This window comes from Pseudomonas sp. Ma2-10 (assembly GCF_054330215.1).
This window is the reverse complement of sequence record NZ_JBTEYL010000002.1, coordinates 269,005-292,626: the sequence shown is the minus strand read 5'-3', so window position 1 is coordinate 292,626 and position 23,622 is coordinate 269,005. Positions and strand designations below refer to the sequence as shown.

The following is a 23,622-nucleotide window of genomic DNA, read 5'->3' as shown; positions in this document are numbered from 1 at the left end:
ATCAGGGTTTGGGCGGCACACTCGTATCCGCCCCCAACCACTTCTGCGACAACGCCTCCAGGCGCCCATCCGCCTTGATCCGCTGCATCGCGTTTTCCAGGCTGGCATGAAACGCCGGGTTACCTTTCTGAAACGGAATCGCCAGGCTGACTGCCGGGCCAGGCTTCGGCTTCTCTTCCGTCAGCGACTGCACCAGCAACATCGAGCGCGGTTGCTCTTCCTTCTGCGCGATCAATGGCGCATCGGTGTAGCTGTAAGGTTCGCTGAAGTCGAAACGATCCTTGAGGTTTGCGGTCACTGCTATGTGGTTGATGGCGACGTCGTACTTGCCGGTTTCAACGCCTTGCAACAGATCGCTGGAGTCGGTAACGACGAAGTCGGCCCGCACATCCAGTTCGTTGGCCAGCAGTTGCCCCAATTCGACTTCGAACCCGGTGAGTTTGCCGTCTTCCTTGAAATTGAAGGGCGGTGTATTAGCCTCCAGGGCAATACGCAATTCGCCACGGTCGTTTACATCGTCAATCAGTTCGGCATGGGCCAAAGGGCTCAGAAGGGGTAGCAGGCAGATCAGTCCAGGCAAAAAGCGCATGGTCACTCCTTTGAATTCATTATCGCGATGCTCTGATTCAGGCTCGCTTTGCTATGGTTGTCGAATGCCTTCGACAACAAATGGTCGTGAAGTTGTCATGGCCACACGGATTTTACGAAAAAACTGGAGAAAAGAATGAAAACCTTTATGTCACGAGCAGCATTGGCTGGCCTGTTGATGGGGGCTTCGATGCTGGCAACGGCTGCTACACCGGCTCCCAAAGGTGCAGAGGTGTCCATCGTTTCTCCTGCGGACGGTGCCACGGTTGCGCAAACTGTCGTCGTCAAGTTCGCGGTCGAGAACATTGCGCTGGCGCCAGCGGGCGATGTCACCAAAAACACCGGCCATCACCATTTGCTGATCGATGTCGATCAACTGCCAGCCGCCGGTACGCCGATCCCCAGCGATGCCAACCATCTGCATTTCGGCAAGGCGCAGACCCAGGCTGAAGTAACGCTGACGCCAGGCAAGCACACCTTGCAACTGGAACTGGGCGATAGCGGGCACATGCCGTTCGATCCGCCGATCGTGTCGGAGAAAATCACCGTCAACGTTAAGTAACCTGCTCGGAATAAAGAACCGCGCCCATGAAAAAGGAGCCCTTAAGGGCTCCTTTTTTTGTCGCTCAAGTCACTATCAGAACAACACGCGGCAACGAATGGTGCCGTTGATGTGCTGCAGCTTCTCTTGCGCCATTTCCGAGTAATCGGCGTCGACGTCGATCACGACGTAGCCGACTTTCTCGTTGGTCTGCAGGAACTGACCGGAAATGTTGATACCGTTTTCGGCGAAGACCTTGTTGATCTCGCTCATCACACCCGGAATGTTCTCGTGGATGTGCAGCAGGCGGTGCTTGCCAGGGTGAGCCGGCAGCGCTACTTCCGGGAAGTTCACCGACGATACCGACGTACCGTTGTCGCTGTATTTGACCAGCTTCTCAGCCACTTCCAGACCGATGTTGGCTTGCGCTTCAGCGGTGGAACCGCCGATGTGCGGGGTCAGGATCACGTTGTCCAGACCACGCAGCGGGCTTTCGAACTCTTCGTCGTTGGAGCGAGGCTCTACCGGGAAGACGTCGATGGCGGCGCCGATCAGGTGCTTGTCCTTGATCGCGTCCGCCAGCGCTTGCAGTTCAACTACAGTGCCGCGCGCCGCGTTGATCAGAATGCCGCCCTTCTTGATTGCACGGATTTCTTTCTCGCCGATCATCCACTGGGTCGCAGCGGTTTCCGGAACGTGCAGGGTGACGATGTCGGACATGCCCAGCAGTTCGGTCAGGTTGCCGACCTGAGTCGCGTTGCCCAATGGCAGCTTGGTCACGGTGTCGTAGAAGTACACCTGCATGCCGAGGCCTTCAGCCAGAACCGACAATTGCGTACCGATCGAGCCGTAACCGACGATGCCCAGCTTCTTGCCACGGATTTCGAAGGAGTTGGCCGCGCTCTTGATCCAGCCGCCACGGTGGCAGGAAGCGTTCTTCTCAGGGATGCCGCGCAGCAACAGGATCGCTTCTGCCAGCACCAGTTCCGCTACGGAACGTGTGTTGGAGTACGGTGCGTTGAACACCGCGATGCCACGTTCGCGGGCAGCGTTGAGGTCGACCTGGTTGGTGCCGATGCAGAAACAGCCGACAGCGACCAGTTTCTTCGCCTGATCGAAGATCTCTTCGGTCAGTTGAGTGCGGGAGCGAATGCCGATGAAGTGCGCATCAGCGATCTTTTCCTTCAGCTGGGCTTCCGGCAGAGAACCTGTGAGGTACTCGATGCTGGTGTAGCCCGCCGACTTGAGGACGTCGACAGCCGATTGGTGGACGCCTTCGAGAAGAAGGAACTTGATCTTGCTCTTATCGAGAGAAGTCTTGCTCATCTGCGTAAACCTGTATCCCGGAGAAAAATGGCAGGAAATAGCCAGCAGACGCTGACCCGGACGGCAGGAAGGCCGTCGCCACAGAATAGCCGTTGGGCACTATCCTGCGGGGTCGGTATGCTAGCATATGCACCCCGCTAAACACTCATTCCTGCGACGTGAAGCGTTCTCAGGATGACCATGAATTGTTCGAGAGTTCTGTCGATGACCAATCCTGCCCTGATTGAAGAGCTGAAGACCCTGGTTGAGCCTGGCAAGGTGCTGACCGATGCCGACTCCCTGAATGCTTACGGTAAGGATTGGACCAAGCATTTTGCCCCGGCCCCGACCGCCATCGTGTTCCCCAAGACCACCGAGCAGGTCCAGGCCATTGTCCGTTGGGCCAATGAGCACACAATTGCGCTGGTGCCGTCCGGCGGTCGCACCGGGCTGTCCGCCGCTGCTGTAGCCGCCAATGGCGAAGTCGTTGTGTCCTTCGACTACATGAACCAGATCCTCGACGTGAACATGACCGACCGCACCGCGGTCTGCCAGCCGGGCGTGGTCACCGAACATCTGCAGAACGTCGCCGAAGACAAAGGCCTGTACTACCCGGTGGATTTTGCCTCGGCAGGCTCCAGCCAGATTGGCGGCAATATCGGCACCAATGCCGGCGGAATCAAGGTGATTCGCTACGGCATGACCCGTAACTGGGTCGCCGGCATGAAAGTGGTCACCGGCAAAGGCGATTTGCTGGAACTGAACAAAGACCTGATCAAAAACGCCACGGGTTACGACCTGCGTCAGCTGTTTATTGGCGCTGAAGGCACCCTGGGTTTTGTGGTCGAAGCCACTATGCGTCTGGACCGTGCCCCGAAAAACCTCACTGCAATGGTCCTCGGCACCGCTGATTTCGACTCGATCATGCCGGTGTTGCACGCCTTCCAGAGCAAGCTGGACCTGACCGCGTTCGAATTCTTCTCCGACAAAGCCTTGGCCAAGGTCATGGGCCGGGGCGACGTACCTGCGCCATTCGAAACAGATTGCCCGTTCTACGCGCTGCTGGAATTCGAAGCGACCACCGAAGAAGTGGCCGATCACGCCCTGGAAACCTTCGAGCACTGCGTTGAGCAAGGCTGGGTGCTGGACGGCGTGATGAGCCAGAGTGAAACCCAGTTGCAGAACCTCTGGAAGCTGCGCGAATACATCTCCGAGACCATTTCCCACTGGACGCCGTACAAAAACGACATTTCGGTCACTGTGTCGAAAGTCCCGGCATTCCTGAAGGAAATCGACGCGATCGTCGGTGAGCACTACCCGGATTTTGAAATCGTCTGGTTCGGCCACATCGGCGACGGCAATCTGCACTTGAACATCCTCAAGCCGGAAAACCTGAGCAAGGATGAGTTCTTCGCCAAGTGTGCGACCGTCAACAAGTGGGTGTTTGAAACCGTCGAGAAGTACAACGGTTCGATTTCCGCTGAACACGGCGTGGGCATGACCAAGCGGGACTACTTGACCTATAGCCGCTCGCCGGTTGAGATCGAGTACATGAAAGCCGTCAAAGCGGTGTTCGACCCGAACGGCATCATGAACCCGGGCAAGATTTTCGCTGTTTGACTTTTGAATTTAAGCGCTACGAAACAGGAGTCGGTAATGAGCTATCAGCACCAGTATGTCGACGGTACGCGTATTCATTTCCCGCTGGGGAAAGTGGTGTGCATCGGCCGTAACTACGCCGAACACGCCAAGGAGCTGGACAATCCGGTGCCTACAGAACCGCTGCTGTTCATCAAGCCGGGCAGCTGCGTAGTGCCGCTGGAAGGTGGTTTCAGCATTCCGACCGAACGTGGTTCGGTGCATTACGAAGCGGAAATCGCGGTGTTGATCGGCAAACCTTTGTCGACCAAGCCGAGCCGTGAAGAAGTGCTCGATGCTATCTCCGGTTTTGCTCCGGCCCTGGACCTGACCCTGCGCGACAAGCAGGCCGAACTCAAAGCCAAGGGCCTGCCTTGGGAGATTGCCAAGTCCTTCGACGGTGCTGCGGTGATTGCGCCATTCGTGTCCGGCAGCGCGTTCGCTGACCTGACCGACATCGGCATCCGCCTGACCATCAACGGCGAAGTGCGTCAGGACGGCAACAGCAGCGCGATGCTCAACCCGATCGTGCCGATGATCCAGCACATGGCCGGCTGCTTCTCGCTGCAGGCCGGTGACGTGATCCTGACGGGTACGCCGGTGGGCGTTGGTCCGCTGAATGTCGGTGACGAACTGGTGCTGGAATTGCCAGGCGCCAGCAGCTTCACCAGCAGCGTTCGCTAGTCCACGCCAAATGATCGTTCCCACGCGCTCGGGAACGATCATTGCGTAGGGATTTCCCGCCATTTCCCGTTTTTTTCACATCTTGTCCGGATAATTCCGGGACTTGCGGCGTTTGAGCCGGTCCCACTTATGCTATTACCCATAGCCTGAATTTCTGGAACGCATCCCTCGATGGTCACCCAACCACTGCCCAAGCTTAAAACTGCCCGCCGCTCGCGCTTTGCCATGCGTTGGTATTCCTGGCTTTTGCTGGTGGTCGCCGCCACGTATGGCCTGGCGTTTGTAATGCATTGGGATGACCGTGGTGTGCTCTGGGTGCTGGAGCGTTTCGAAAGCCCCGACGAACGTCAGGAGAGCATCTGGCTGCCGGATTACCGGGCAGTGATCGACGCCAAACTGTTGCCGGGCATGGAAAAGGACGAGGCGTCCGACCTTGCCTACAACCCTCAAACCAAAACCCTGTTCTCGGTCATGGGCAAGAACCCGTTCCTCGTCGAGCTGACCCTGCAGGGCGACGTGCTGCGCAAGATGCCGCTGGTGGGCTGGAGCAACCCGGAAGGCGTGACCGTGATGGGCAACGGTCTGTTGGCCATTGTCGATGAGCGCGAACACATGCTGTCCATCGTCAAGGTCGATGCCGATACCCGCGAGCTGAACATCGCCAACTTTCCGAAATACGACCTCGGCCCTTCGGAAGACCAGAACAAGGCGTTTGAAGCCATCGTCTGGGATTCACGCAATCAGCAAATGTTGCTGGGTGAAGAGCGTCCACCGGCGTTGTTCACTTGGAAAAGCAGCGATGGCCAGACACTCACCGGCGACAAGCAAAAACTCACCAGTGACGAACTGGACATCCGCAACCTGTCAGCACTGGCCATCGATACGCGCACTGGCCACACCCTGGTGCTGTCTGCCGACTCCCACTTGTTGCTGGAGCTGGACGAGAAGGGCGAGCAGGTCAGCTTCATGACCTTGCTGGGCGGCTTCAATGGTTTGAAGAAGACCATTCCTCGCGCCGAAGGCGTGACCATGGACGAGGCGGGCACGCTGTATGTGGTGAGCGAGCCGAACCTGTTCTACCGTTTCGAAAAGCAGAAATAGGCGCCCGAATCCAGGAGTTGTGGTCAAAGGCCACTGGCCTTTAAGCTTGAATTCATACAGGTGTGATATTTCATCCGCCTGTTCCTGTTTCCGAGCTCGCCCTGAATGCGCCGACTTGCCCGTCCCAAGCCCCTCATTTTGATCCTGACAGTGATTGCACTGATCGCGCTGGTTGCGGCCGGCCAGTACTTGCGCCTGTTCGAGCGCGCCTGGTTCAACCTGCACACCCTCTGGCAACCGCTAAACAGCGAGTCCATCGGTCTGGATCAATACCGGGTGGAGATCGAAGCCCGGGTCATTGACGGGCTGAACGACGATGTTTCGGCGCTGACCTTCGACCCGGTGCGCAAAAGCCTGTTCACCGTCACCAACAAAAACTCAGAGCTGATCGAACTGTCGCTGGACGGCCAGATCGTTCGACGCATTTCGCTGGTCGGTTTTGGCGATCCTGAAGCCGTGGAATTCATCAGCGCCGACACTTACGTGATCACGGACGAACGCCAACAACGCCTGATCAAGATTCATCTGGACAAGAACACAACGTTCCTCGACGCAGCGGATGCCGAGCAGATGACCCTTGGCGTGCACATGAGCGGCAACAAGGGCTTCGAAGGCCTGGCTTATGACTCGGTGGGCAAACGGTTGTTTGTCGCCAAGGAACGCGACCCGATGCTGATCTACGAAGTGCATGGCTTTCCCCATTACAACCCAGAAAAGTCCTACACGGTGCACGTAGTGAACAACCCCAAGCGCGATGCCGGGATGTTCGTGACGGACCTGTCGAGCCTGCAATACGACGAGCGCAGTGGCCATCTGTTGGCGTTGTCGGATGAGTCGCGGCTGATTCTGGAGCTCGATGTGGACGGGCGACCGCTGAGCACCCTGTCACTGAGCAAGGGGCGTCAGGGGTTGCAGAAGACAGTGCCACAAGCGGAAGGGATTGCCATGGATGACGACGGTACGATGTACCTGGTGAGCGAGCCAAACCTGTTCTACGTCTTCAAAAACCACCACAACCCTAAATACACTGTGGGAGCTTGCTCCCACAGGTTTTGTGTACGGCTTACTTGGCGCGCAGGGTTTTCACGCCTTCGCTGGTGCCCAGCAGCAGCAAGTCCGCCGGACGTGCCGCGAACAAGCCGTTGGTGACCACGCCGACGATGGCGTTGATCTGCGTCTCCAGCTCCGCCGGGTTGGTGATTTGCATGTTGAACACGTCGAGAATGATGTTGCCGTTGTCGGTCAACACGCCTTCACGGTAGACCGGGTCGCCGCCGAGCTTCACCAGTTCGCGGGCCACGTGGCTGCGGGCCATCGGGATCACTTCCACCGGCAGCGGGAATGCACCGAGCAGCGGCACCAGTTTGCTGGCGTCGGCGATGCAGATGAAAGTCTTGGCCACGGCCGCCACAATCTTCTCGCGGGTCAGGGCTGCGCCGCCGCCCTTGATCAGGTTCAGGTGCTCGTCGCTTTCATCAGTGCCGTCGACGTAGAACTCCAGGTCGCTGACCGTATTCAACTCGTACACCGGAATGCCGTGGCCCTTGAGGCGGGCGGCGGTGGCTTCGGAGCTGGCGACCGCGCCGTCGAACGCGCCTTTGTGCTTGGCCAGTGCATCGATGAAGCAGTTGGCGGTAGAGCCGGTGCCGACACCGACGATGCTCTTGTCGTCGAGTTTCGGGAGGATGAAGTCGACGGCGGCCTGAGCCACTGCCTGTTTGAGTTGATCCTGGGTCATGCGGGCTCCGAAGCGGGCAAGGGAAGAACGGAAAGGCCGGCATTATAGCCCCATGCCCGGCTAAAACCTCTTGATTCGTGTGGTCGCCTGCCCGAAAGCCGGGTTAGACTCCTTGGCCCTGCCCAACCCGCTCAGTGATGCTTTCCGATGCTTGAACAGTACGTCAAAAAGATCCTCACCTCGCGCGTTTATGACGTTGCCGTAGAAACCCCATTGCAGACTGCCCGTCAGCTCTCCGAGCGGCTGGGCAACAGTATTTTGCTCAAGCGCGAAGACTTGCAGCCGGTGTTCTCGTTCAAGATTCGCGGTGCCTACAACAAGCTCACGCAGCTTTGCGATGAAGAGCGCGCTCGCGGTGTCGTGACCGCTTCGGCGGGCAACCACGCGCAAGGCCTGGCCCTGGCGGCGAAAGTGTTGGGCGTGAAAGCGACCATCGTGATGCCCAAGACCACCCCGGAAATCAAAGTCGAAGGCGTGCGTTCACGCGGCGGCAAAGTGTTGCTGCACGGGGATTCGTTCCCGGAAGCCCTGGCCTACTCGCTGAAACTGGTCGACGAAAAAGGCTACGTCTACATCCACCCTTACGATGATCCCCACACCATTGCCGGGCAGGGCACGGTGGCGATGGAGATTCTGCGACAGCACCCTGGCCGTCTGGACGCGATCTTCGTCCCGGTGGGCGGTGGCGGGCTGATCGCCGGGATCGCGGCGTACGTGAAGTACTTGCGGCCTGACATCAAAATCATCGGCGTCGAACCGGACGATTCCAACTGTCTTCAAGCCGCCATGGCCGCCGGCGAACGCGTGATCCTGCCGACCGTGGGCCTCTTCGCCGATGGCGTTGCCGTGGCGCAGATCGGTCAACATACCTTTGATATCTGCAAAGACTATGTCGATGAAGTGATCACCGTCACCACCGATGAAATCTGTGCGGCCATCAAAGACATCTACGACGATACCCGCTCGATCACTGAGCCTGCCGGCGCATTGGGTGTGGCCGGGATCAAGAAATACGTCGAGCAACGCGGCGTCACCGGTCACACCTTTGTGGCCATCGATTCCGGCGCCAACGTCAACTTCGACCGTCTGCGCCACGTCGCCGAGCGCGCTGAGCTGGGTGAGGGCCGCGAAGCAATCATCGCCGTGACGATTCCCGAGAAACCGGGCAGCTTCAAAGCGTTCTGTGAAGCCATCGGCAAGCGCCAGATCACCGAGTTCAACTACCGCTACAACACCGGCAGCGAGGCACACATTTTTGTTGGCGTGCAGACTCACCCGGAAAACGATCCGCGCAGTACACTGCTTGCCAGCCTGACCGAGCAGGGTTTTCCGGTGCTCGACCTGACCGACAACGAGTTGGCCAAGTTGCACATCCGTCACATGGTCGGCGGGCGTGCTGTTCAGGTGGTCGATGAAGTGGTGCTGCGCTTTGAGTTCCCGGAGCGTCCGGGCGCGCTGTTCAACTTCCTCAGCAAGCTCGGCGGGCGCTGGAACATTTCGATGTTCCACTACCGCAACCATGGCGCCGCGGATGGTCGTGTGGTCGCGGGGCTGCAAGTGCCTCACGATGAACGCCACCTAGTGCCCGCAGCGCTGGAAGAAATCGGTTACCCGTACTGGGACGAAAGCGACAACCCGGCCTATCAGCTGTTTCTCGGCTGAGCGGCTACGCTGATGGGCAGACCATAAGGAAATCGAACAATGGAAACGTTAACCGCCCTGAAAGTCGCTCATATGGTGGCGACGGTGTTGCTGCTGGTCAGCGCACTGGGTCTGGCGATCTGGGTCTGGCGTACGCGCCGTAACGGTGACGCAACGGCTCACGCGCGTACATTGCAGCGCCCGCGCGTGTTTATCTGGCTGGTGATGGGGCTGGCGCTGCTGAGCATGCCGTTTACCGGCTGGTGGATGGTGCACCTGGTGGGCTGGCCGTTGGGGCAGATCTGGTTGTTGGCTTCCAGTGTGCTTTACACCGTCGCGGCGTTGAGTTGGTTCTGGTTGCTGGTGCGGCTTAACACGTTGCGCACGGTTGCGGGAGGCAACGGCAAGTTCACCTTCGCCCTCGCAGTGTTCAGCTTTGTTTGTTTTATCGCGATTGCGGGCTTGATGGGCGCGAAGCCGGTTTAAGGTTTTAGCCGCGCAGACTGATCACCGGCCAACCCCGCTTTTCAGCTTCTGCCCTTAGGTTCGGGTCCGGATCGACAGCCATCGGATGGGTCACCTGCTCCAACAACGGCAAATCATTCATCGAGTCGCTGTAGAAATAGCTGTCCTCCAACGAATACCCGGTTTCTTCCAGCCAACGATTTAACCGCGTCACCTTGCCTTCACGGAAGCAAGGGACGTCGGTGCTGCGCCCGGTATAGCGGTCATCAACCATTTCACATTCCGTGGCGATCAGGGTGTCGACGCCCAGGCGCTGGGCAATCGGCCCGGTAACAAAACGGTTGGTGGCGGTGATGATCACCAGTTTGTCGCCGGCCGCGCGGTGCTTGGCCAGCAGTTCGAGACCCTTGGGCAACACAATCGGCTCAATGCAATCGCGCATGTAATCCTGATGCCATTGATCCAGCGTGGTCATCTCGGTGCGGCCGAGCACTTCCAGGCAGAAGTTCAGGTAGGCCTCGTTATTCAGCTTGCCGGCCAGGTAATCCTGGTAGAACTCGTCGTTGCGCGCCTTGTAGGCGACGGCGTCGAGGAAGCCGCGTTCGCACAGGTAATCGCCCCAAGCGTGGTCACTGTCACCGCCCAAGAGCGTGTTGTCCAAGTCGAATAAAGCCAGCCGCATTGCAGTTACTCGCTGAAAAGTCTGTAGAAAGGCGTCCAGAATACGGACTTTTCACAAGAGTGCACATAAGGTAGACCGGCTCGTTGCTGCTATCACAACCTTTGTGGAACAATGCGCCGACATGCGTTTGCGAGGTTGTTGCCGTGATCGACCCCGATGGTTTCCGCCCCAATGTCGGGATCATTCTCACGAATGATGCCGGACAGGTGCTATGGGCTCGCCGTATCAATCAAGATGCCTGGCAGTTTCCTCAGGGCGGGATCAACCCCCAGGAGACGCCGGAAGACGCCTTGTATCGCGAGTTGAACGAAGAAGTGGGGCTTGAGCGCGAAGATGTTGAAATTCTTGCCTGCACCCGGGGCTGGTTGCGCTATCGTTTGCCGCAACGTCTGGTCAGGACACACAGCCAACCGCTGTGCATCGGCCAGAAACAGAAATGGTTTCTCCTGCGCCTGGTCTCCAACGAGCAGCGGGTGCGGATGGATTTGACCGGTAAACCGGAATTCGATGGCTGGCGCTGGGTCAGTTATTGGTATCCGTTGGGCCAGGTGGTGACATTCAAGCGCGAGGTGTATCGACGCGCTCTCAAAGAGCTTGCCCCGCGCCTTTTATCGCGCGACTGACGACGGAGTTCGACCCCGAGCCATGCTCAATACGCTGCGCAAGATCGTCCAGGAAGTTAACTCCGCCAAGGATCTCAAGGCGGCGTTGGGGATTATTGTGTTGCGCGTCAAAGAGGCCATGGGCAGCCAGGTCTGCTCGGTCTACCTGCTTGACCCTGAGACCAACCGTTTCGTGCTGATGGCCACCGAGGGCTTGAACAAGCGCTCGATTGGCAAAGTCAGCATGGCACCCAACGAAGGTCTGGTTGGCCTGGTCGGCACGCGTGAAGAACCCTTGAACCTCGAAAACGCTGCGGGTCACCCGCGCTATCGCTACTTCGCCGAGACCGGTGAGGAGCGCTACGCCTCATTCCTCGGGGCACCGATCATTCACCACCGCCGCGTCGTCGGCGTGTTGGTCATTCAGCAAAAAGAACGTCGCCAGTTTGACGAAGGTGAAGAAGCCTTCCTCGTGACCATGAGCGCGCAGCTCGCCGGCGTTATCGCCCACGCCGAAGCCACCGGTTCGATCCGGGGGCTTGGCCGTCAGGGTAAGGGCATCCAGGAAGCCAAATTCATCGGCGTACCGGGTTCGCCGGGTGCGGCGGTGGGTACTGCGGTGGTCATGCTGCCGCCGGCCGATCTGGACGTGGTGCCGGACAAGACCATTACCGACATCGCCGCCGAACTCGGGCTGTTCAAGACCGCCATCGAAGGCGTGCGCGCCGACATGCGCGCCTTGTCCGCCAAGCTCGCGAACCAGTTGCGCCCGGAAGAGCGCGCGCTGTTCGATGTCTACCTGATGATGCTCGACGATGCCTCGCTGGGCAGTGAAATCACCACCGTGATCAAGACGGGTCAGTGGGCCCAGGGTGCGTTGCGTCAGGTGGTCACCGAACACGTCAACCGTTTCGAATTGATGGACGACGCCTACCTGCGTGAGCGCGCGTCGGACGTCAAAGACCTTGGTCGCCGCTTGCTCGCCTACTTGCAGGAAGAGCGTCAACAGACCCTGGTCTACCCCGACAACACCATCCTGATCAGCGAAGAACTGACGCCGGCGATGCTCGGCGAGGTGCCGGAAGGCAAGCTGGTCGGTCTGGTCTCGGTACTCGGCTCCGGCAACTCCCACGTGGCGATCCTGGCGCGAGCCATGGGTATTCCGACGGTGATGGGCCTGGTCGACCTGCCGTATTCGAAAGTCGACGGCATCCAGATGATCGTCGACGGCTACCACGGCGAGGTCTACACCAACCCCAGCGAATTGCTGCGCAAGCAGTTCGCCGAAGTGGTCGAGGAAGAGAAACAACTGGCCCTCGGGCTGGACGCTTTGCGTGACTTGCCATGCGTGACCCTCGATGGCCACCGCATGCCGCTGTGGGTCAACACCGGCCTGCTGGCGGATGTGGCGCGGGCGCAGAAGCGTGGCGCTGAAGGCGTTGGCCTGTACCGCACCGAAGTGCCGTTCATGATCAACCAGCGCTTCCCGAGTGAAAAAGAACAGCTGGCGATTTATCGCGAGCAGCTCGCCGCGTTCCACCCGCAACCGGTGACGATGCGCAGCCTGGACATCGGCGGTGACAAGTCGCTGTCGTACTTCCCGATCAAGGAAGACAACCCGTTCCTCGGCTGGCGTGGCATTCGCGTCACGCTCGACCACCCGGAAATTTTCCTGGTGCAGACCCGCGCCATGCTCAAGGCCAGCGAAGGCTTGAACAACCTGCGGATTCTGCTGCCGATGATTTCCGGCATCCACGAACTGGAAGAGGCCCTGCACCTGATTCACCGCGCCTGGGGCGAAGTCCGCGACGAAGGCTGCGACGTGCCTATGCCGCCGATCGGCGTGATGATTGAAATTCCGGCGGCGGTTTATCAGACCAAGGAACTGGCGCGGCAAGTGGACTTCCTGTCGGTCGGCTCCAACGACCTGACCCAGTACCTGCTGGCCGTGGATCGAAACAACCCGCGGGTAGCCGATCTCTACGACTACCTGCACCCTGCGGTGCTGCAAGCGCTTCAGAGCGTGGTGCGTGACGCTCATGCCGAAGGCAAACCCGTGAGCATCTGCGGTGAAATGGCCGGCGACCCGGCGGCGGCGGTGCTGTTGATGGCGATGGGTTTCGACAGCCTGTCGATGAACGCCACCAACTTGCCGAAAGTGAAGTGGATGTTGCGTCAGATCAACCTGAGCAAGGCCAAGGAATTACTCGCCGAGCTGATGACCATCGATAACCCGCAAGTTATCCACAGCTCGCTGCAACTGGCGCTGAAGAACCTTGGGTTGGCGCGGATGATTAATCCGGCTTCGGCCAAGACCCTCTAAAACGCGGCTGGCCTCATCGTCGGAACGCTCGCGATGAGGCCAGCCCTGACAGCACCCATTTAAACCCTGATCTGCACCTCCCCCAAATGCCCGCCATACGGCCCAAAACTCCGCTCAACCAGCCACCGCGTCCCATCCGCCTGAACAATCAATGCCGTACTCGCTCGAGTCCCATAAGTCGGGCTGGCAATAAACACACTCGACAGCAACGTCTCGGTGGCTAACCCGACCCCGGTATCCGGCAGTTCGGCAAATGGCGCCGTCTGCTGATCACTGAGCAACGCCAATAAAGCCTGAGGTTGCGGATCGTCCAGCACGTCCTCCAGCGCTGCCCGCGCCTTGAGCAGTTTCGGCCAGGGCGAATCCAGCCCGGCGTTCGACAACCCATAAACCCCCGGTGGCAGTATCACCGGCTCAGTCTCCCGGGCATTGAAGTGCCACAGTTCGTTGGTATCGCCGATCAGCAGATTAAATCCGGCGTATTCCAGCGAACGTGCAACCACGTCGCTCAAATAGTCATTTATCGACCTATCCCCGCTAAGAAACCGCGCCACCAGTTCACCTCGCGATTTGCGCGCGGGCGGCTGATGCGGATCGCGGATATTGGTCAGTGCGGCGAAGCGTCCATTGGCGCCAACACCGAGCCAGGTGCCTCCGGCCTCCAGATCGCGACCGGCATGCACGTGCGGTGCTTCGGGCCATTGCGCCAGCGGCAGGCTGGGCCGGGCATAGAATTCGTCGCGGTTGGCCGCCACGATCAGCGGCTGGGGGTGACCCGGTCGCCAAGCGAAAACAATCAGGCACATAAGGTAGTCCTTGTGTGTTTTCTGCCCACTCTACTCAGTCATCGAGTGGGTATCCATCGCCATCCAGTGGAGCTTGAGGCCATGCATCCGTTACCATGCCGTTCTCATTTGGGGATGCGCATGGAATTTCTGCTCTATCTGGCGCTTGGCGCCTGTGCGGGTGTGCTGGCCGGGCTGTTCGGGGTCGGTGGCGGGATCATTATCGTTCCGGTGCTGGTTTACAGTTTCAAGCTGCAAGGGTTCGATCCGTCGATCCTCACGCACCTGGCGGTCGGTACGTCCCTGGCGACGATCATTTTCACCTCGGTCAATGCGATCCGCGAACATCACCGTCGGGGTGCCGTGCGTTGGCCGATTTTTGCCTGGATGACCCTCGGTATTCTCATCGGTGCCGGTTTCGGCGCGCTGACGGCGGAGGCGATCTCCGGGCCCAACTTGCAGAAAATCATTGGCGTCTTCGCCCTGGTCATCGCTGCGCAACTGGCACTGGATTTCAAACCCAAGGCCAGCCGAACGGTGCCGGGTAAAGTCGGTCTGACCGTGGCCGGCAGTGTGATTGGCTGGGCCTCGGCGATTTTCGGGATTGGTGGCGGCTCGCTGACGGTGCCGTTCCTGACCTCGCGTAGCGTACCGATGCAGCAAGCCGTGGCGACTTCATCCGCCTGCGGCCTGCCGATTGCCTTGTCCAGTGCATTATTTTTCATGATTCTGGGTTGGCACGATCCATTATTGCCGGCCCATAGTCTCGGGTTTGTTTATTTGCCGGCGCTGCTGGGTATCGCCCTGACCAGCATGTTCTTCGCCCGCCTCGGCGCACGACTGGCTCACAGCCTGTCGCCGAAGTTGCTGAAAAGACTGTTCGCCGCTTTGCTGTTCTGCGTGGGCCTGAATTTCCTGCTCTGATGCACCGCAATCCTGACTTAACCCTCGCGTGACAGCGTCGCCCGGGAATTTTTAAAGTTTCAACTCTAACAAGGAGTCGCAATGCTGCCTTACCCGCAGATCGACCCGGTGGCATTGGCCATCGGTCCGCTGAAAATCCACTGGTACGGCTTGATGTACCTGATCGGCATCGGCGGTGCCTGGCTGCTGGCGTCGCGCCGGTTGAACCGCTTCGACCCGACCTGGAGTAAAGAGAAACTCTCCGACATGGTGTTCTGGATGTCGATGGGGGTCATTGTCGGCGGACGCTTGGGCTATGTGCTGTTCTACGACCTGAGTGCTTACCTCGCCAACCCGCTGTTGATCTTTGAAGTGTGGAAGGGCGGCATGTCGTTCCACGGCGGGTTGATCGGCGTGATGTTGGCCGCGTTGTGGTTCGGTAAAAAGAACGGCAAGTCGTTCTTCCAGCTGATGGACTTCATCGCACCGATGGTGCCGATCGGTCTGGGTGCCGGACGTATTGGCAACTTCATCAACGCTGAGTTGTGGGGCAAGGCCACCGATGTGCCGTGGGCGATGGTCTTCCCGACCGATCCGGCGCAACTGGCGCGTCACCCGTCGCAGCTGTATCAGTTCGCGCTCGAAGGCGTAGCGCTGTTCGCCATTCTCTGGATGTTCTCGCGCAAGCCGCGGCCGACCATGGCGGTGTCCGGGATGTTCGCGCTGTTCTATGGCATCTTCCGTTTCATCGTCGAATTCGTCCGCGTACCGGACGCGCAACTGGGCTATCTGGCCTGGAACTGGCTGACCATGGGTCAGGTACTGTGCGTACCGATGATCGTCGGCGGTCTGTACCTGATCTGGCTGGCGTATCACCGTGCACCGGCGGCTCCAGCGGCGGCGGTATAAATTCGAACCCCGGGGCGACGGTCCCGGGTTCAAGGACACAGGTAACTCATGAAGCAATATCTCGAACTGGTCGCCCACGTCATCAAGAACGGCACCAAGCAAGCCAACCGCACCGGCGTGAACACCATCAGCTTCCCCGGCGCGATGCTGCGTTATGACCTGAAGGAAGGCTTCCCGGCGATCACCACGCGCAAGATGGCCTTCAAGTCGGCCATCGGCGAGATGTGTGGTTTTTTGCGCGGGGTGAACAGCGCTGCCGAATTCCGTGCGCTGGGCTGCAAGGTCTGGGATCAGAACGCCAACGAAAACGCCCAGTGGCTGGCCAACCCGTTCCGTCAGGGCGAAGACGACCTGGGCGAGATCTACGGCGTGCAATGGCGCAAATGGCCGGCGTACAAGCAGATTCCGGTCAGCAACCAGGCCGCCATCGAACAGACCCTGAGTCAGGGCTACCGCCAGATCGCTGAAGGCGAAGAAGACGGTCAAGCCTATGTGGTGCTGTACAAGGCGATCGACCAGATCCGCCAGTGCGTCGACACCATCATCAAGGACCCGGGCAGCCGCCGCATCCTGTTCCACGGCTGGAACGTTGCCCAGCTCGATGAAATGGCCCTGCCGCCGTGCCATTTGCTGTACCAGTTCCACCCGAACGTCGAGACCAAAGAGATTTCTTTGACTCTGTACATTCGCTCCAATGATTTGGGCCTGGGCACGCCGTTCAACCTCACCGAAGGCGCAGCGCTGCTGAGCCTGATCGGTCGCCTGACCGGCTATACGCCGCGCTGGTTCACCTATTTCATCGGTGATGCCCACGTCTACGAAAACCACTTGGACATGCTGAACGAACAGCTCAAGCGCGAGCCGTTCCCGATGCCAAAACTGGTGATTAGCGACCGTGTACCGGAATTTGCCAAGACCGGTGTTTATCAGCCGCAGTGGCTGGAGTTGATTGAGCCAAGCGATTTTTCGCTGGAAGGTTACGAGCACCACGCGCCAATGACCGCGCCGATGGCGGTCTAGCCCCGCCTGATCGTTCCCGCGCAGTGCGTGGGAACGATCATGGCTGTTAATGGCCGTGGCTTCTCCTGACATGAGAATGCTCACTCTCCGTCGCCACAACCCCGCCACTGACCTCCAGCCGCTGCAAAATCCCGCACTGATCGATATCCGGCCCTTCGCTGCACCGTTGGCGCAGGTCGAGCAGTTGTGTCTGCAACGCCATCAATCCATCGATCCGCGCTTTCACGTGATGAATGTGTTCGTCGATCAATGCATTCACGCTTTCACATTGATCTTGCGGACTGTCGCGCAGGGCCAGCAGGCTGCGGATTTCTTCCAGCGTCATGTCGAGCGTGCGGCAGTTGCGGATGAAGGTCAGGCGCTCGGCATGGGCCTGGGTGTAGACGCGGTAGTTGCCGTCGCTGCGGGCCGGCTCCGGCAGCAGGTTTTCGCGCTCGTAGTAGCGAATGGTTTCCACGGCGCAGTCGGTGAGTTTGGCCAGTTCTCCGATCTTCATGACGACAATCTCCAAAAGGGTGCTTGACCCTATAGTGGCTACAGGGTCTTTACTTGGCAACAGGCACCTTTATGGACGCGACCCGATGAGCGATTCCCTTCACACGCACAAACCCGAGGCTGACGATCACAGCCACAAACTGCAGCCTGTGCCCCAGCATGACCATGGCGGGCACGGGGATTCCTGCTGTGCATCCAAAGTGGCAGCACCTTCGCTGATCAAGTTAAGCGAAACGCCGACCGCTGGCGCGCGACTGAGCAGTTTCCGCATTGACGCCATGGACTGCCCGACCGAGCAGACGCTGATTCAGAACAAACTCGGCAAGCTCGTGGGCGTGCAGCAACTGGAATTCAACCTGATCAACCGAGTGTTGGGCGTCACCCATGACTTGCCGAGCACTGCGCCGATCATCGACGCCATCAAGTCCCTCGGCATGCAGGCCGAGCCGATAGAGCAGGGCGCTGAACCGCCAGCGACGTCGCCCGAGAAAAAGCCCTGGTGGCCCCTGGCGCTGTCGGGTGTTGGCGCACTGGTCGCCGAAGTGATCCACTTCACCAGCGCTGCGCCGAACTGGGTCGTGGCGGTCATCGCGTTGATCTCGATCCTCAGCGGTGGGCTCGGGACCTACAAGAAGGGCTGGATCGCGCTTAAAAACCTCAACCTGAACATCAACGCGTTGATGAGCATCGCGGTGACCGGTGCGATTTTGATCGGTCAGTGGCCGGAAGCGGCGATGGTGATGTTCCTGTTTACCGTCGCCGAGTTGATCGAAGCCAAGTCGCTGGACCGGGCGCGCAACGCCATCGGCGGTTTGATGCAGATGACCCCGGAACGGGCCACGGTGCAGCAGGCCGACGGCAGTTGGATCGAGCGGGATGTCAAAACCATCGAGTTGGGGGCGCGAGTGCGGGTGCGTCCCGGTGAGCGTATTGGTCTGGACGGTGAAGTGGTGGCGGGCAGTTCAACCATCGATCAGGCACCGATCACCGGCGAAAGCCTGCCGGTGGAGAAGACCATCGGCGATAAAGTCTTCGCCGGCACCATCAATCAGGCCGGCTCGCTGGAATACAGCGTGACCGCGGCGGCCAACAACTCGACTCTGGCGCGGATCATCCACGCCGTCGAGCAGGCCCAAGGTGCGCGGGCGCCGACCCAGCGTTTCGTCGATCAATTCTCGAAAATCTACACCCCGGCCGTGTTCATCTTTGCGCTGGCGGTGGCGGTGATTCCGCCGCTGTTCATGGGCGCGGTGTGGTTCGACTGGATCTACCGAGCGTTGGTGTTGCTGGTGGTCGCCTGCCCATGCGCGTTGGTGATTTCCACCCCGGTGACCATCGTCAGCGGCCTCGCGGCAGCGGCGCGCAAAGGCATTCTAGTGAAGGGCGGCGTCTATCTGGAGGGCGGTTACAAGCTCGATTACCTGGCCTTGGACAAGACCGGCACGATCACGCACGGCAAACCGGTGCAGACCGATTACCTGTCGCTTGATCCGACCGCGGACGAATCAGCCCCGGCGATTGCAGCCGCACTGGCCGGTCGCTCCGATCACCCGGTGTCCTTGGCCATTGCCAACGCGGCGGTGGATCAACAACTCGCGCCGCTGATGGTGGATAACTTCGAAGCGCTGGCCGGTCGCGGCGTACGCGGCGAAATTAACGGTCAGGTTTACCACTTGGGTAATCACCGTTTAGTGGAAGAACTGAACCTGTGCTCGCCTGCACTGGAGGAAAAGCTGTTTGCGCTGGAGAAACAGGGCAAGTCCGTGGTGCTGCTGCTCGACACATCCGGCCCATTGGCGCTGTTTGCCGTGGCCGACACCGTGAAAGAGTCCAGCCGCGAGGCGATCCAGCAACTGCATGACCTGGGCATCAAAACCCTGATGCTGACCGGCGACAACGTCCACACCGCTCAGGCGATTGCCGCGCAAGTCGGCATCGACGAGGCCAAGGGCGATCTGCTGCCGACCGACAAGCTGCAAGCCATCGAAGCCCTTTATGCACGGGGCCATACCGTCGGCATGGTCGGCGACGGCATCAACGACGCTCCGGCGCTGGCGCGGGCCGAGATCGGTTTTGCCATGGCGGCGGCGGGCACCGATACCGCCATCGAGACTGCCGATGTCGCCCTGATGGACGATGATCTGCGCAAGATTCCGACCTTCATCCGGCTGTCTCGGCAAACCTCAAGTATCCTCAAACAGAACATTGCCCTCGCTTTGGTCATCAAAGCGATCTTTCTTGGGGTAACCTTCGCCGGGATCGCCACCATGTGGATGGCGGTGTTCGCCGACATGGGCGTGAGCCTGTTGGTGGTGTTTAACGGTTTGCGCTTGTTGCGCAAATAGACGATGAGGAAAGGGTGTGCTGAGTGCCGAGCTGAAGGCGTTTTACATGGTTGCCCGCCTGGGCAGCATTACCCTGGCGGCGAAAAAACTCGGCCTGAGCCAGCCCACGGTAACCACGCAGATTCGCAATCTGGAAAGTCAGTACTCGGTTGAATTGTTTTACCGTGGTGGCCGCCGCCTCAGCGTCAGCGATGAAGGTGCGCGGCTGTTGCCGATGGTCAAGGCGCTGCTGCAGCAGGAAGCCGACATCGAGTTTTTCCTGCGTAACAGCGGTCAGGTTCAGGGGACGTTGCGCATCGCGGCCACGGCGCCTTACTACATCCTTGATCTGGTGAAGACCTTTCGCGAGCGCTTGCCGCAGGTGGAAGTGTCGGTGGAGATCGGCAACTCCCAGCAGGTGCTGGAGGCGCTGGAAGATTACCGGGTCGATATCGCCGCGTCTTCGCAGTTATTGGAGGATGCGCGGCTGATTCGCCGGGTGCTCGGCAGTGATCCGTTGGTGCTGGCGGTGCATCGCAATCATCCGCTGGCGGTCCACGACCCTGTGCCGCTCAGTGCGTTGGCCGGGCATACGTTATTGATGCGCGAACCGGGTTCGACCACTCGACGCCTGACCGAGGAATTGCTGGCCAGCGCCGGGGTGAGTTTCGGGCCGCTACTGGAAATTGGCAGCCGTGAGTCGATCCGTGAGGCGGTGTTGCGCAATATTGGCATCAGCATCATTGCCCGGCAGGAAGTGCCGCATGATCCACAACTGCGCGTGCTGACCATCGAGAATGCGCCGCAGATCCCCGAGTATTTGTACTGCCTCAAGGAACGAAAAGGCGCACGGCTGCCGGCGGCGTTTCTGGGGTTGGCGCAGGAAATGGCCCCGGCTTGAGTTCAGCGGTGACGGGGCCGGCCTGTTCGCGAAGGGGCCTGACCGGACAACCAATACCTTCAACCAAAATCCCTGAATACCACTATCAGCGGTTTTTGCCTCACTGCCACATGATGGACGCATTACAAATCTAGGATGGCCTTCATCTGCTTGATGAGGCCTTTCCATGAACCACTCGATCGCAACTGCCCTGACCAACCCCGGCGCCCCGATGAAAGTGCGCGGCGTGCAGAAGCGCTTCGGCGCCTTCACCGCGCTGGATAACGTTTCCCTCGACGTGGCGGCCGGTGAACTGGTGTGCCTGCTCGGTCCGTCGGGTTGTGGCAAAACTACCTTGCTGCGTTGCATCGCCGGTCTGGAGAGGCAAGACAGTGGCGAGCTGTATCTCGGCGATCGCGACGTTTCCCGCCTGGCGCCTCAGGCCCGGGACTACGGCATTCTGTTTCAGTCCTACGCGTTGTTTCCCAACCTCACCGTCGAAGAGAACATCGCCTATGGCCTCGCTGGCAGTGGTCGCGATGAAGTGCGCAAGCGTGTCGGTCAGATGCTGGAACTGGTCGGCCTGATCGGCAGTGAAAAAAAGTACCCCGGCCAATTGTCCGGCGGCCAACAGCAACGCGTCGCACTGGCTCGTGCCTTGGCACCGGCGCCTTCGTTGTTGCTGCTTGACGAACCGATGTCGGCCCTAGACGCCCGAGTCCGCGAGCATCTGTGCACCGAACTGCGCCAACTTCAGCGCAACCTCGGCATCACCACCCTGATGGTCACCCACAATCAGGACGAAGCCATGCTGATGGCCGACCGCATCGCCGTGATGAACAACGGCAAGGTGGAGCAATACGCCACGCCACAGGAAATCTACGACCACCCGGCCACACCGTTTGTGGCGGAGTTCGTCGGTCAGGGCAACTGGCTGCCATTCCAGCGTAGCAGCGACAGCCACGCCCAGGTCGGCGGGATGAACCTGCGCCTGGCGGCCGATTCGGGCAACGCTGCATCGGGTCGTCTGTTTTGCCGCCCCGAAGCGATCAACGTCAACCCGCCTGTGCAGGAAGAAAACCTGTTCCCGGCCAAAGTTCGCGAGATCACCTTCCTCGGCAACCGCTGTCGCATGAGTTTCGAACTCGATCAACTGCCAGGTCATGCGCTGTTGGCGGAACTGGCGCCGGAAGCGATGCCGCGTCTTGGCGCGCAGCAAATCATGGTCGCTTTGCCTCCGCGCAGCCTGCAGGTGTTTGCCTGATGAGCGCGAACCTCGCGCTGCCGATACCGCACAAGCAGGGTCGGCAGACCTCCCGTGCCGAGATCGGCGACCGGGTGTTTGTGGTCGGCGGCAAAGTCCTTTTGCTGGTGTTACTCGGCGTCGCGGTGTTGATGCCGTTGCTGGCGATCTTCTGGCGGGGTTTCAGCTCTGAGGCCGGGCAGGGCGGTGGTCTGGACGCTGCACGAGAGCTGGTCACCAGCGCGAATTTCCACTGGTTGCTCGGCAATAGCCTGAAGGTTTCCCTCAGCGTAGCGGCGATTGTCGTACCGCTGGCCTACCTGTTTGCCTACGCCCTGCAACGCACATTGATACCGGGCAAAGGCATTTGGCGCGGCATGTCGCTGTTGCCGCTGATGGCGCCGTCGATGTTGCCGGGCATTGCGCTGGTGTATCTGTTCGGCAACCAGGGCCTGTTGCGCGGTTTGCTCTCGGACAATATCTACGGCTTCTGGGGCATTGTTCTGGGCGAGGTCATCTACACCTTCCCACACGCCTTGATGATTCTGCTGTCGGCCCTTTCGCTGGCAGACGCGCGACTCTTCGATGCTGCCTCCAGCATGGGCGCTAGTCCGGCGAAAGCTTTCCGTAGCATCACATGGCCTGCGACTCGTCAGGCTGTGTTCGCGGCGTTCTGTCTGGTGTTCACCCTGACCATCACCGACTTCGGTGTGCCCGTAGTGGTCGGTGGCGATTATCAGGTGCTGGCGCTGGAAGCCTACAAAGCCGTGGTCGGCCAACAACAATTCGGTCGCGGCGCATTGATCGGCATGGTCCTGCTGGTGCCGGCGCTGTTCAGCTTCAGTGTCGACGCCTGGTTGCGTCGGCGTCACGGCGACTCCATGAGCGGTCGGGCACAGGTCTTTCAACCGGCGCCGTCGAAACTGCGGGACGGCTGCTACCTGGCCATCGTGCTGCTGATCTGCGCGGTGTTGCTGCTGGTGTTCGGCATGGCGGTGTATTCGTCACTGGTGAAATTCTGGCCGTACAACCTGTCGCTGTCGCTCAACCATTACCAGTTCAATGACACGGCGGGCGGAGGCTGGCTGGCCTATAGCAACAGCGTGAAGATGGCCTTGTGCACGGCGTTGATCGGCAGCGTGCTGATCTTCACCGGTGCTTATCTGATGGAAAAAACCAAGGGCCAGCGCGGGCTGAATCTGACACTGCGCATGCTCAGTTTCGTACCGATGGCGGTGCCGGGGCTGGTGCTGGGTCTGGGCTATGTCTTTTTCTTCAACCTCAGCGGCAACCCGCTGCATGTGCTCTACGGGACCATGACCCTGCTGGTGGTCTGCACCATCGCTCACTATTTGACCACCGCGCAAATGACCGCCACCACCGCCCTGCGCCAACTCGATGCTGAGTTCGAAGCTGCCGCGCTGTCGCTAAAAGCGCCGCTGTATCGGCACTACCTGCGGGTCACCGTGCCGATTTGTCTGCCGGCATTGCTGGACATCGTGCGCTACCTGTTCGTCTCGGCCATGACCACCGTGTCGGCAGCGATCTTCCTCTACAGCCCCGACACCATCCTTGCGGCGGTGGCGGTGCTGAACATGGACGATGCCGGCAATGTCGGCGGCGCGGCGGCAATGTCGACTTTGATTCTGTTCACCTCGGCGGGCGTTTCCCTGCTGCTGGCCTGGGCCTCGCGCGGTTTGCTGCGTCGCTCCCAAGCCTGGCGGCAGACCGCGCCTGGCAACTGATTCGCTGCTC

At 59.7% G+C, this 23,622-nt stretch carries 21 protein-coding genes and 1 pseudogene; 16 read left to right on the top strand and 6 right to left on the bottom strand.

The window, feature by feature from the left end:
- Nucleotide 1 precedes the first annotated feature (1 nt).
- Nucleotides 2-589, bottom strand: coding sequence for a transporter substrate-binding domain-containing protein (locus ACXPVS_RS03955; RefSeq protein ID WP_458508761.1), 588 nt, complete (start codon nucleotides 587-589; stop codon nucleotides 2-4).
- Nucleotides 590-724: 135 nt separating this feature from the next.
- On the opposite strand from ACXPVS_RS03955, the gene ACXPVS_RS03950 reads away from it, so the two are divergent.
- A complete protein-coding gene (locus ACXPVS_RS03950; RefSeq protein ID WP_458508760.1) occupies nucleotides 725-1,150 on the top strand; it encodes a DUF4399 domain-containing protein in 426 nt (141 codons plus the stop codon).
- A gap of 75 nt (nucleotides 1,151-1,225) precedes the next feature.
- On the opposite strand, the gene serA is transcribed toward ACXPVS_RS03950, so the two are convergent.
- Complete coding sequence (serA, locus tag ACXPVS_RS03945; RefSeq protein WP_458508759.1) at nucleotides 1,226-2,455, bottom strand: phosphoglycerate dehydrogenase; 1,230 nt, start codon at nucleotides 2,453-2,455, stop codon at nucleotides 1,226-1,228.
- A gap of 204 nt (nucleotides 2,456-2,659) precedes the next feature.
- Here serA and ACXPVS_RS03940 point away from each other — a divergent pair, with 204 nt between their 5' ends.
- The 4 genes and pseudogenes from ACXPVS_RS03940 to ACXPVS_RS03925 form a co-directional block, all read left to right on the top strand.
- Nucleotides 2,660-4,054, top strand: a complete 1,395-nt coding sequence (locus ACXPVS_RS03940) for an FAD-binding oxidoreductase (protein ID WP_458508758.1) — start codon at nucleotides 2,660-2,662, stop codon at nucleotides 4,052-4,054.
- A 36-nt stretch (nucleotides 4,055-4,090) separates the two neighbouring features.
- Nucleotides 4,091-4,756, top strand: coding sequence for a fumarylacetoacetate hydrolase family protein (locus tag ACXPVS_RS03935; protein WP_458508757.1), 666 nt, complete (start codon nucleotides 4,091-4,093; stop codon nucleotides 4,754-4,756).
- 171 nt (nucleotides 4,757-4,927) lie between these two features.
- A complete protein-coding gene (locus ACXPVS_RS03930; RefSeq protein WP_458508756.1) occupies nucleotides 4,928-5,857 on the top strand; it encodes an SdiA-regulated domain-containing protein in 930 nt (309 codons plus the stop codon).
- Between the two features lie 105 nt (nucleotides 5,858-5,962).
- Nucleotides 5,963-6,862, top strand: a pseudogene (locus ACXPVS_RS03925) (SdiA-regulated domain-containing protein); the annotation flags it as partial.
- A 58-nt stretch (nucleotides 6,863-6,920) separates the two neighbouring features.
- Here ACXPVS_RS03925 and rpiA read toward each other — a convergent pair.
- Entirely contained in the window at nucleotides 6,921-7,595 is a 675-nt protein-coding gene (rpiA, locus tag ACXPVS_RS03920; protein WP_458508755.1) for a ribose-5-phosphate isomerase RpiA, read from the bottom strand.
- A 147-nt stretch (nucleotides 7,596-7,742) separates the two neighbouring features.
- Between rpiA and ilvA the strand changes: the two genes are divergently transcribed.
- Together ilvA and ACXPVS_RS03910 are read left to right on the top strand one after the other, a co-directional pair.
- Entirely contained in the window at nucleotides 7,743-9,257 is a 1,515-nt protein-coding gene (gene ilvA, locus ACXPVS_RS03915; protein ID WP_458508754.1) for a threonine ammonia-lyase, biosynthetic, read from the top strand.
- Nucleotides 9,258-9,296: 39 nt separating this feature from the next.
- On the top strand, nucleotides 9,297-9,722 hold the full coding sequence (locus ACXPVS_RS03910) for a DUF2269 domain-containing protein (protein ID WP_458508753.1): 426 nt from the start codon (nucleotides 9,297-9,299) through the stop codon (nucleotides 9,720-9,722).
- Between the two features lie 4 nt (nucleotides 9,723-9,726).
- Here the strand turns inward: ACXPVS_RS03910 and ACXPVS_RS03905 are convergent, their stop codons facing one another.
- A complete protein-coding gene (locus ACXPVS_RS03905) occupies nucleotides 9,727-10,383 on the bottom strand; it encodes a histidinol-phosphatase (protein WP_458508752.1) in 657 nt (218 codons plus the stop codon).
- Nucleotides 10,384-10,526: 143 nt separating this feature from the next.
- Here ACXPVS_RS03905 and ACXPVS_RS03900 point away from each other — a divergent pair, with 143 nt between their 5' ends.
- On the top strand, nucleotides 10,527-11,006 hold the full coding sequence (locus tag ACXPVS_RS03900; protein ID WP_008150514.1) for an RNA pyrophosphohydrolase: 480 nt from the start codon (nucleotides 10,527-10,529) through the stop codon (nucleotides 11,004-11,006).
- A 22-nt stretch (nucleotides 11,007-11,028) separates the two neighbouring features.
- Entirely contained in the window at nucleotides 11,029-13,308 is a 2,280-nt protein-coding gene (gene ptsP / locus ACXPVS_RS03895; protein WP_458508751.1) for a phosphoenolpyruvate--protein phosphotransferase, read from the top strand.
- A gap of 59 nt (nucleotides 13,309-13,367) precedes the next feature.
- On the opposite strand, the gene ACXPVS_RS03890 is transcribed toward ptsP, so the two are convergent.
- Nucleotides 13,368-14,114 (bottom strand): NRDE family protein, encoded by a 747-nt coding sequence (locus ACXPVS_RS03890; protein WP_458508750.1) that lies wholly within the window; start codon nucleotides 14,112-14,114, stop codon nucleotides 13,368-13,370.
- A gap of 120 nt (nucleotides 14,115-14,234) precedes the next feature.
- Between ACXPVS_RS03890 and ACXPVS_RS03885 the strand changes: the two genes are divergently transcribed.
- From ACXPVS_RS03885 to ACXPVS_RS03875, 3 genes are all read left to right on the top strand, one after another.
- The gene (locus ACXPVS_RS03885) at nucleotides 14,235-15,017 is read left to right on the top strand and encodes a sulfite exporter TauE/SafE family protein (protein ID WP_458508749.1); all 783 of its coding nucleotides are present in this window, start codon (nucleotides 14,235-14,237) and stop codon (nucleotides 15,015-15,017) included.
- Nucleotides 15,018-15,098: 81 nt separating this feature from the next.
- Nucleotides 15,099-15,905, top strand: coding sequence for a prolipoprotein diacylglyceryl transferase (lgt, locus tag ACXPVS_RS03880; RefSeq protein WP_458508748.1), 807 nt, complete (start codon nucleotides 15,099-15,101; stop codon nucleotides 15,903-15,905).
- Between the two features lie 48 nt (nucleotides 15,906-15,953).
- Nucleotides 15,954-16,925 carry a thymidylate synthase gene (locus ACXPVS_RS03875; protein ID WP_458508747.1) on the top strand — a complete coding sequence of 324 codons (972 nt, stop codon included), beginning with the start codon at nucleotides 15,954-15,956 and terminating at the stop codon, nucleotides 16,923-16,925.
- A gap of 46 nt (nucleotides 16,926-16,971) precedes the next feature.
- On the opposite strand, the gene cadR is transcribed toward ACXPVS_RS03875, so the two are convergent.
- On the bottom strand, nucleotides 16,972-17,421 hold the full coding sequence (gene cadR, locus ACXPVS_RS03870; protein ID WP_458508746.1) for a Cd(II)/Pb(II)-responsive transcriptional regulator: 450 nt from the start codon (nucleotides 17,419-17,421) through the stop codon (nucleotides 16,972-16,974).
- Nucleotides 17,422-17,506: 85 nt separating this feature from the next.
- Here cadR and ACXPVS_RS03865 point away from each other — a divergent pair, with 85 nt between their 5' ends.
- From ACXPVS_RS03865 to ACXPVS_RS03850, 4 genes are all read left to right on the top strand, one after another.
- Nucleotides 17,507-19,765, top strand: a complete 2,259-nt coding sequence (locus tag ACXPVS_RS03865; protein WP_458508745.1) for a heavy metal translocating P-type ATPase — start codon at nucleotides 17,507-17,509, stop codon at nucleotides 19,763-19,765.
- Nucleotides 19,766-19,781: 16 nt separating this feature from the next.
- Nucleotides 19,782-20,645 (top strand): LysR family transcriptional regulator, encoded by an 864-nt coding sequence (locus tag ACXPVS_RS03860; RefSeq protein ID WP_458508744.1) that lies wholly within the window; start codon nucleotides 19,782-19,784, stop codon nucleotides 20,643-20,645.
- A gap of 166 nt (nucleotides 20,646-20,811) precedes the next feature.
- The gene (locus tag ACXPVS_RS03855; RefSeq protein WP_458508743.1) at nucleotides 20,812-21,888 is read left to right on the top strand and encodes a putative 2-aminoethylphosphonate ABC transporter ATP-binding protein; all 1,077 of its coding nucleotides are present in this window, start codon (nucleotides 20,812-20,814) and stop codon (nucleotides 21,886-21,888) included.
- Entirely contained in the window at nucleotides 21,888-23,612 is a 1,725-nt protein-coding gene (locus ACXPVS_RS03850) for a putative 2-aminoethylphosphonate ABC transporter permease subunit (protein WP_458508742.1), read from the top strand. Before ACXPVS_RS03855 ends, ACXPVS_RS03850 begins: the two co-directional genes overlap by 1 nt.
- Nucleotides 23,613-23,622 lie beyond the last annotated feature (10 nt).

Coding starts and splice junctions, on each gene's coding strand:
- ACXPVS_RS03955 (WP_458508761.1), bottom strand. CDS start 589: ATGCGCTTTTTGCCTGGACTGATCTGCCTGCTACCCCTTCTGAGCCCT.
- ACXPVS_RS03950 (WP_458508760.1), top strand. CDS start 725: ATGAAAACCTTTATGTCACGAGCAGCATTGGCTGGCCTGTTGATGGGG.
- serA (WP_458508759.1), bottom strand. CDS start 2,455: ATGAGCAAGACTTCTCTCGATAAGAGCAAGATCAAGTTCCTTCTTCTC.
- ACXPVS_RS03940 (WP_458508758.1), top strand. CDS start 2,660: ATGACCAATCCTGCCCTGATTGAAGAGCTGAAGACCCTGGTTGAGCCT.
- ACXPVS_RS03935 (WP_458508757.1), top strand. CDS start 4,091: ATGAGCTATCAGCACCAGTATGTCGACGGTACGCGTATTCATTTCCCG.
- ACXPVS_RS03930 (WP_458508756.1), top strand. CDS start 4,928: ATGGTCACCCAACCACTGCCCAAGCTTAAAACTGCCCGCCGCTCGCGC.
- rpiA (WP_458508755.1), bottom strand. CDS start 7,595: ATGACCCAGGATCAACTCAAACAGGCAGTGGCTCAGGCCGCCGTCGAC.
- ilvA (WP_458508754.1), top strand. CDS start 7,743: ATGCTTGAACAGTACGTCAAAAAGATCCTCACCTCGCGCGTTTATGAC.
- ACXPVS_RS03910 (WP_458508753.1), top strand. CDS start 9,297: ATGGAAACGTTAACCGCCCTGAAAGTCGCTCATATGGTGGCGACGGTG.
- ACXPVS_RS03905 (WP_458508752.1), bottom strand. CDS start 10,383: ATGCGGCTGGCTTTATTCGACTTGGACAACACGCTCTTGGGCGGTGAC.
- ptsP (WP_458508751.1), top strand. CDS start 11,029: ATGCTCAATACGCTGCGCAAGATCGTCCAGGAAGTTAACTCCGCCAAG.
- ACXPVS_RS03890 (WP_458508750.1), bottom strand. CDS start 14,114: ATGTGCCTGATTGTTTTCGCTTGGCGACCGGGTCACCCCCAGCCGCTG.
- ACXPVS_RS03885 (WP_458508749.1), top strand. CDS start 14,235: ATGGAATTTCTGCTCTATCTGGCGCTTGGCGCCTGTGCGGGTGTGCTG.
- lgt (WP_458508748.1), top strand. CDS start 15,099: ATGCTGCCTTACCCGCAGATCGACCCGGTGGCATTGGCCATCGGTCCG.
- ACXPVS_RS03875 (WP_458508747.1), top strand. CDS start 15,954: ATGAAGCAATATCTCGAACTGGTCGCCCACGTCATCAAGAACGGCACC.
- cadR (WP_458508746.1), bottom strand. CDS start 17,421: ATGAAGATCGGAGAACTGGCCAAACTCACCGACTGCGCCGTGGAAACC.
- ACXPVS_RS03865 (WP_458508745.1), top strand. CDS start 17,507: ATGAGCGATTCCCTTCACACGCACAAACCCGAGGCTGACGATCACAGC.
- ACXPVS_RS03855 (WP_458508743.1), top strand. CDS start 20,812: ATGAACCACTCGATCGCAACTGCCCTGACCAACCCCGGCGCCCCGATG.
- ACXPVS_RS03850 (WP_458508742.1), top strand. CDS start 21,888: ATGAGCGCGAACCTCGCGCTGCCGATACCGCACAAGCAGGGTCGGCAG.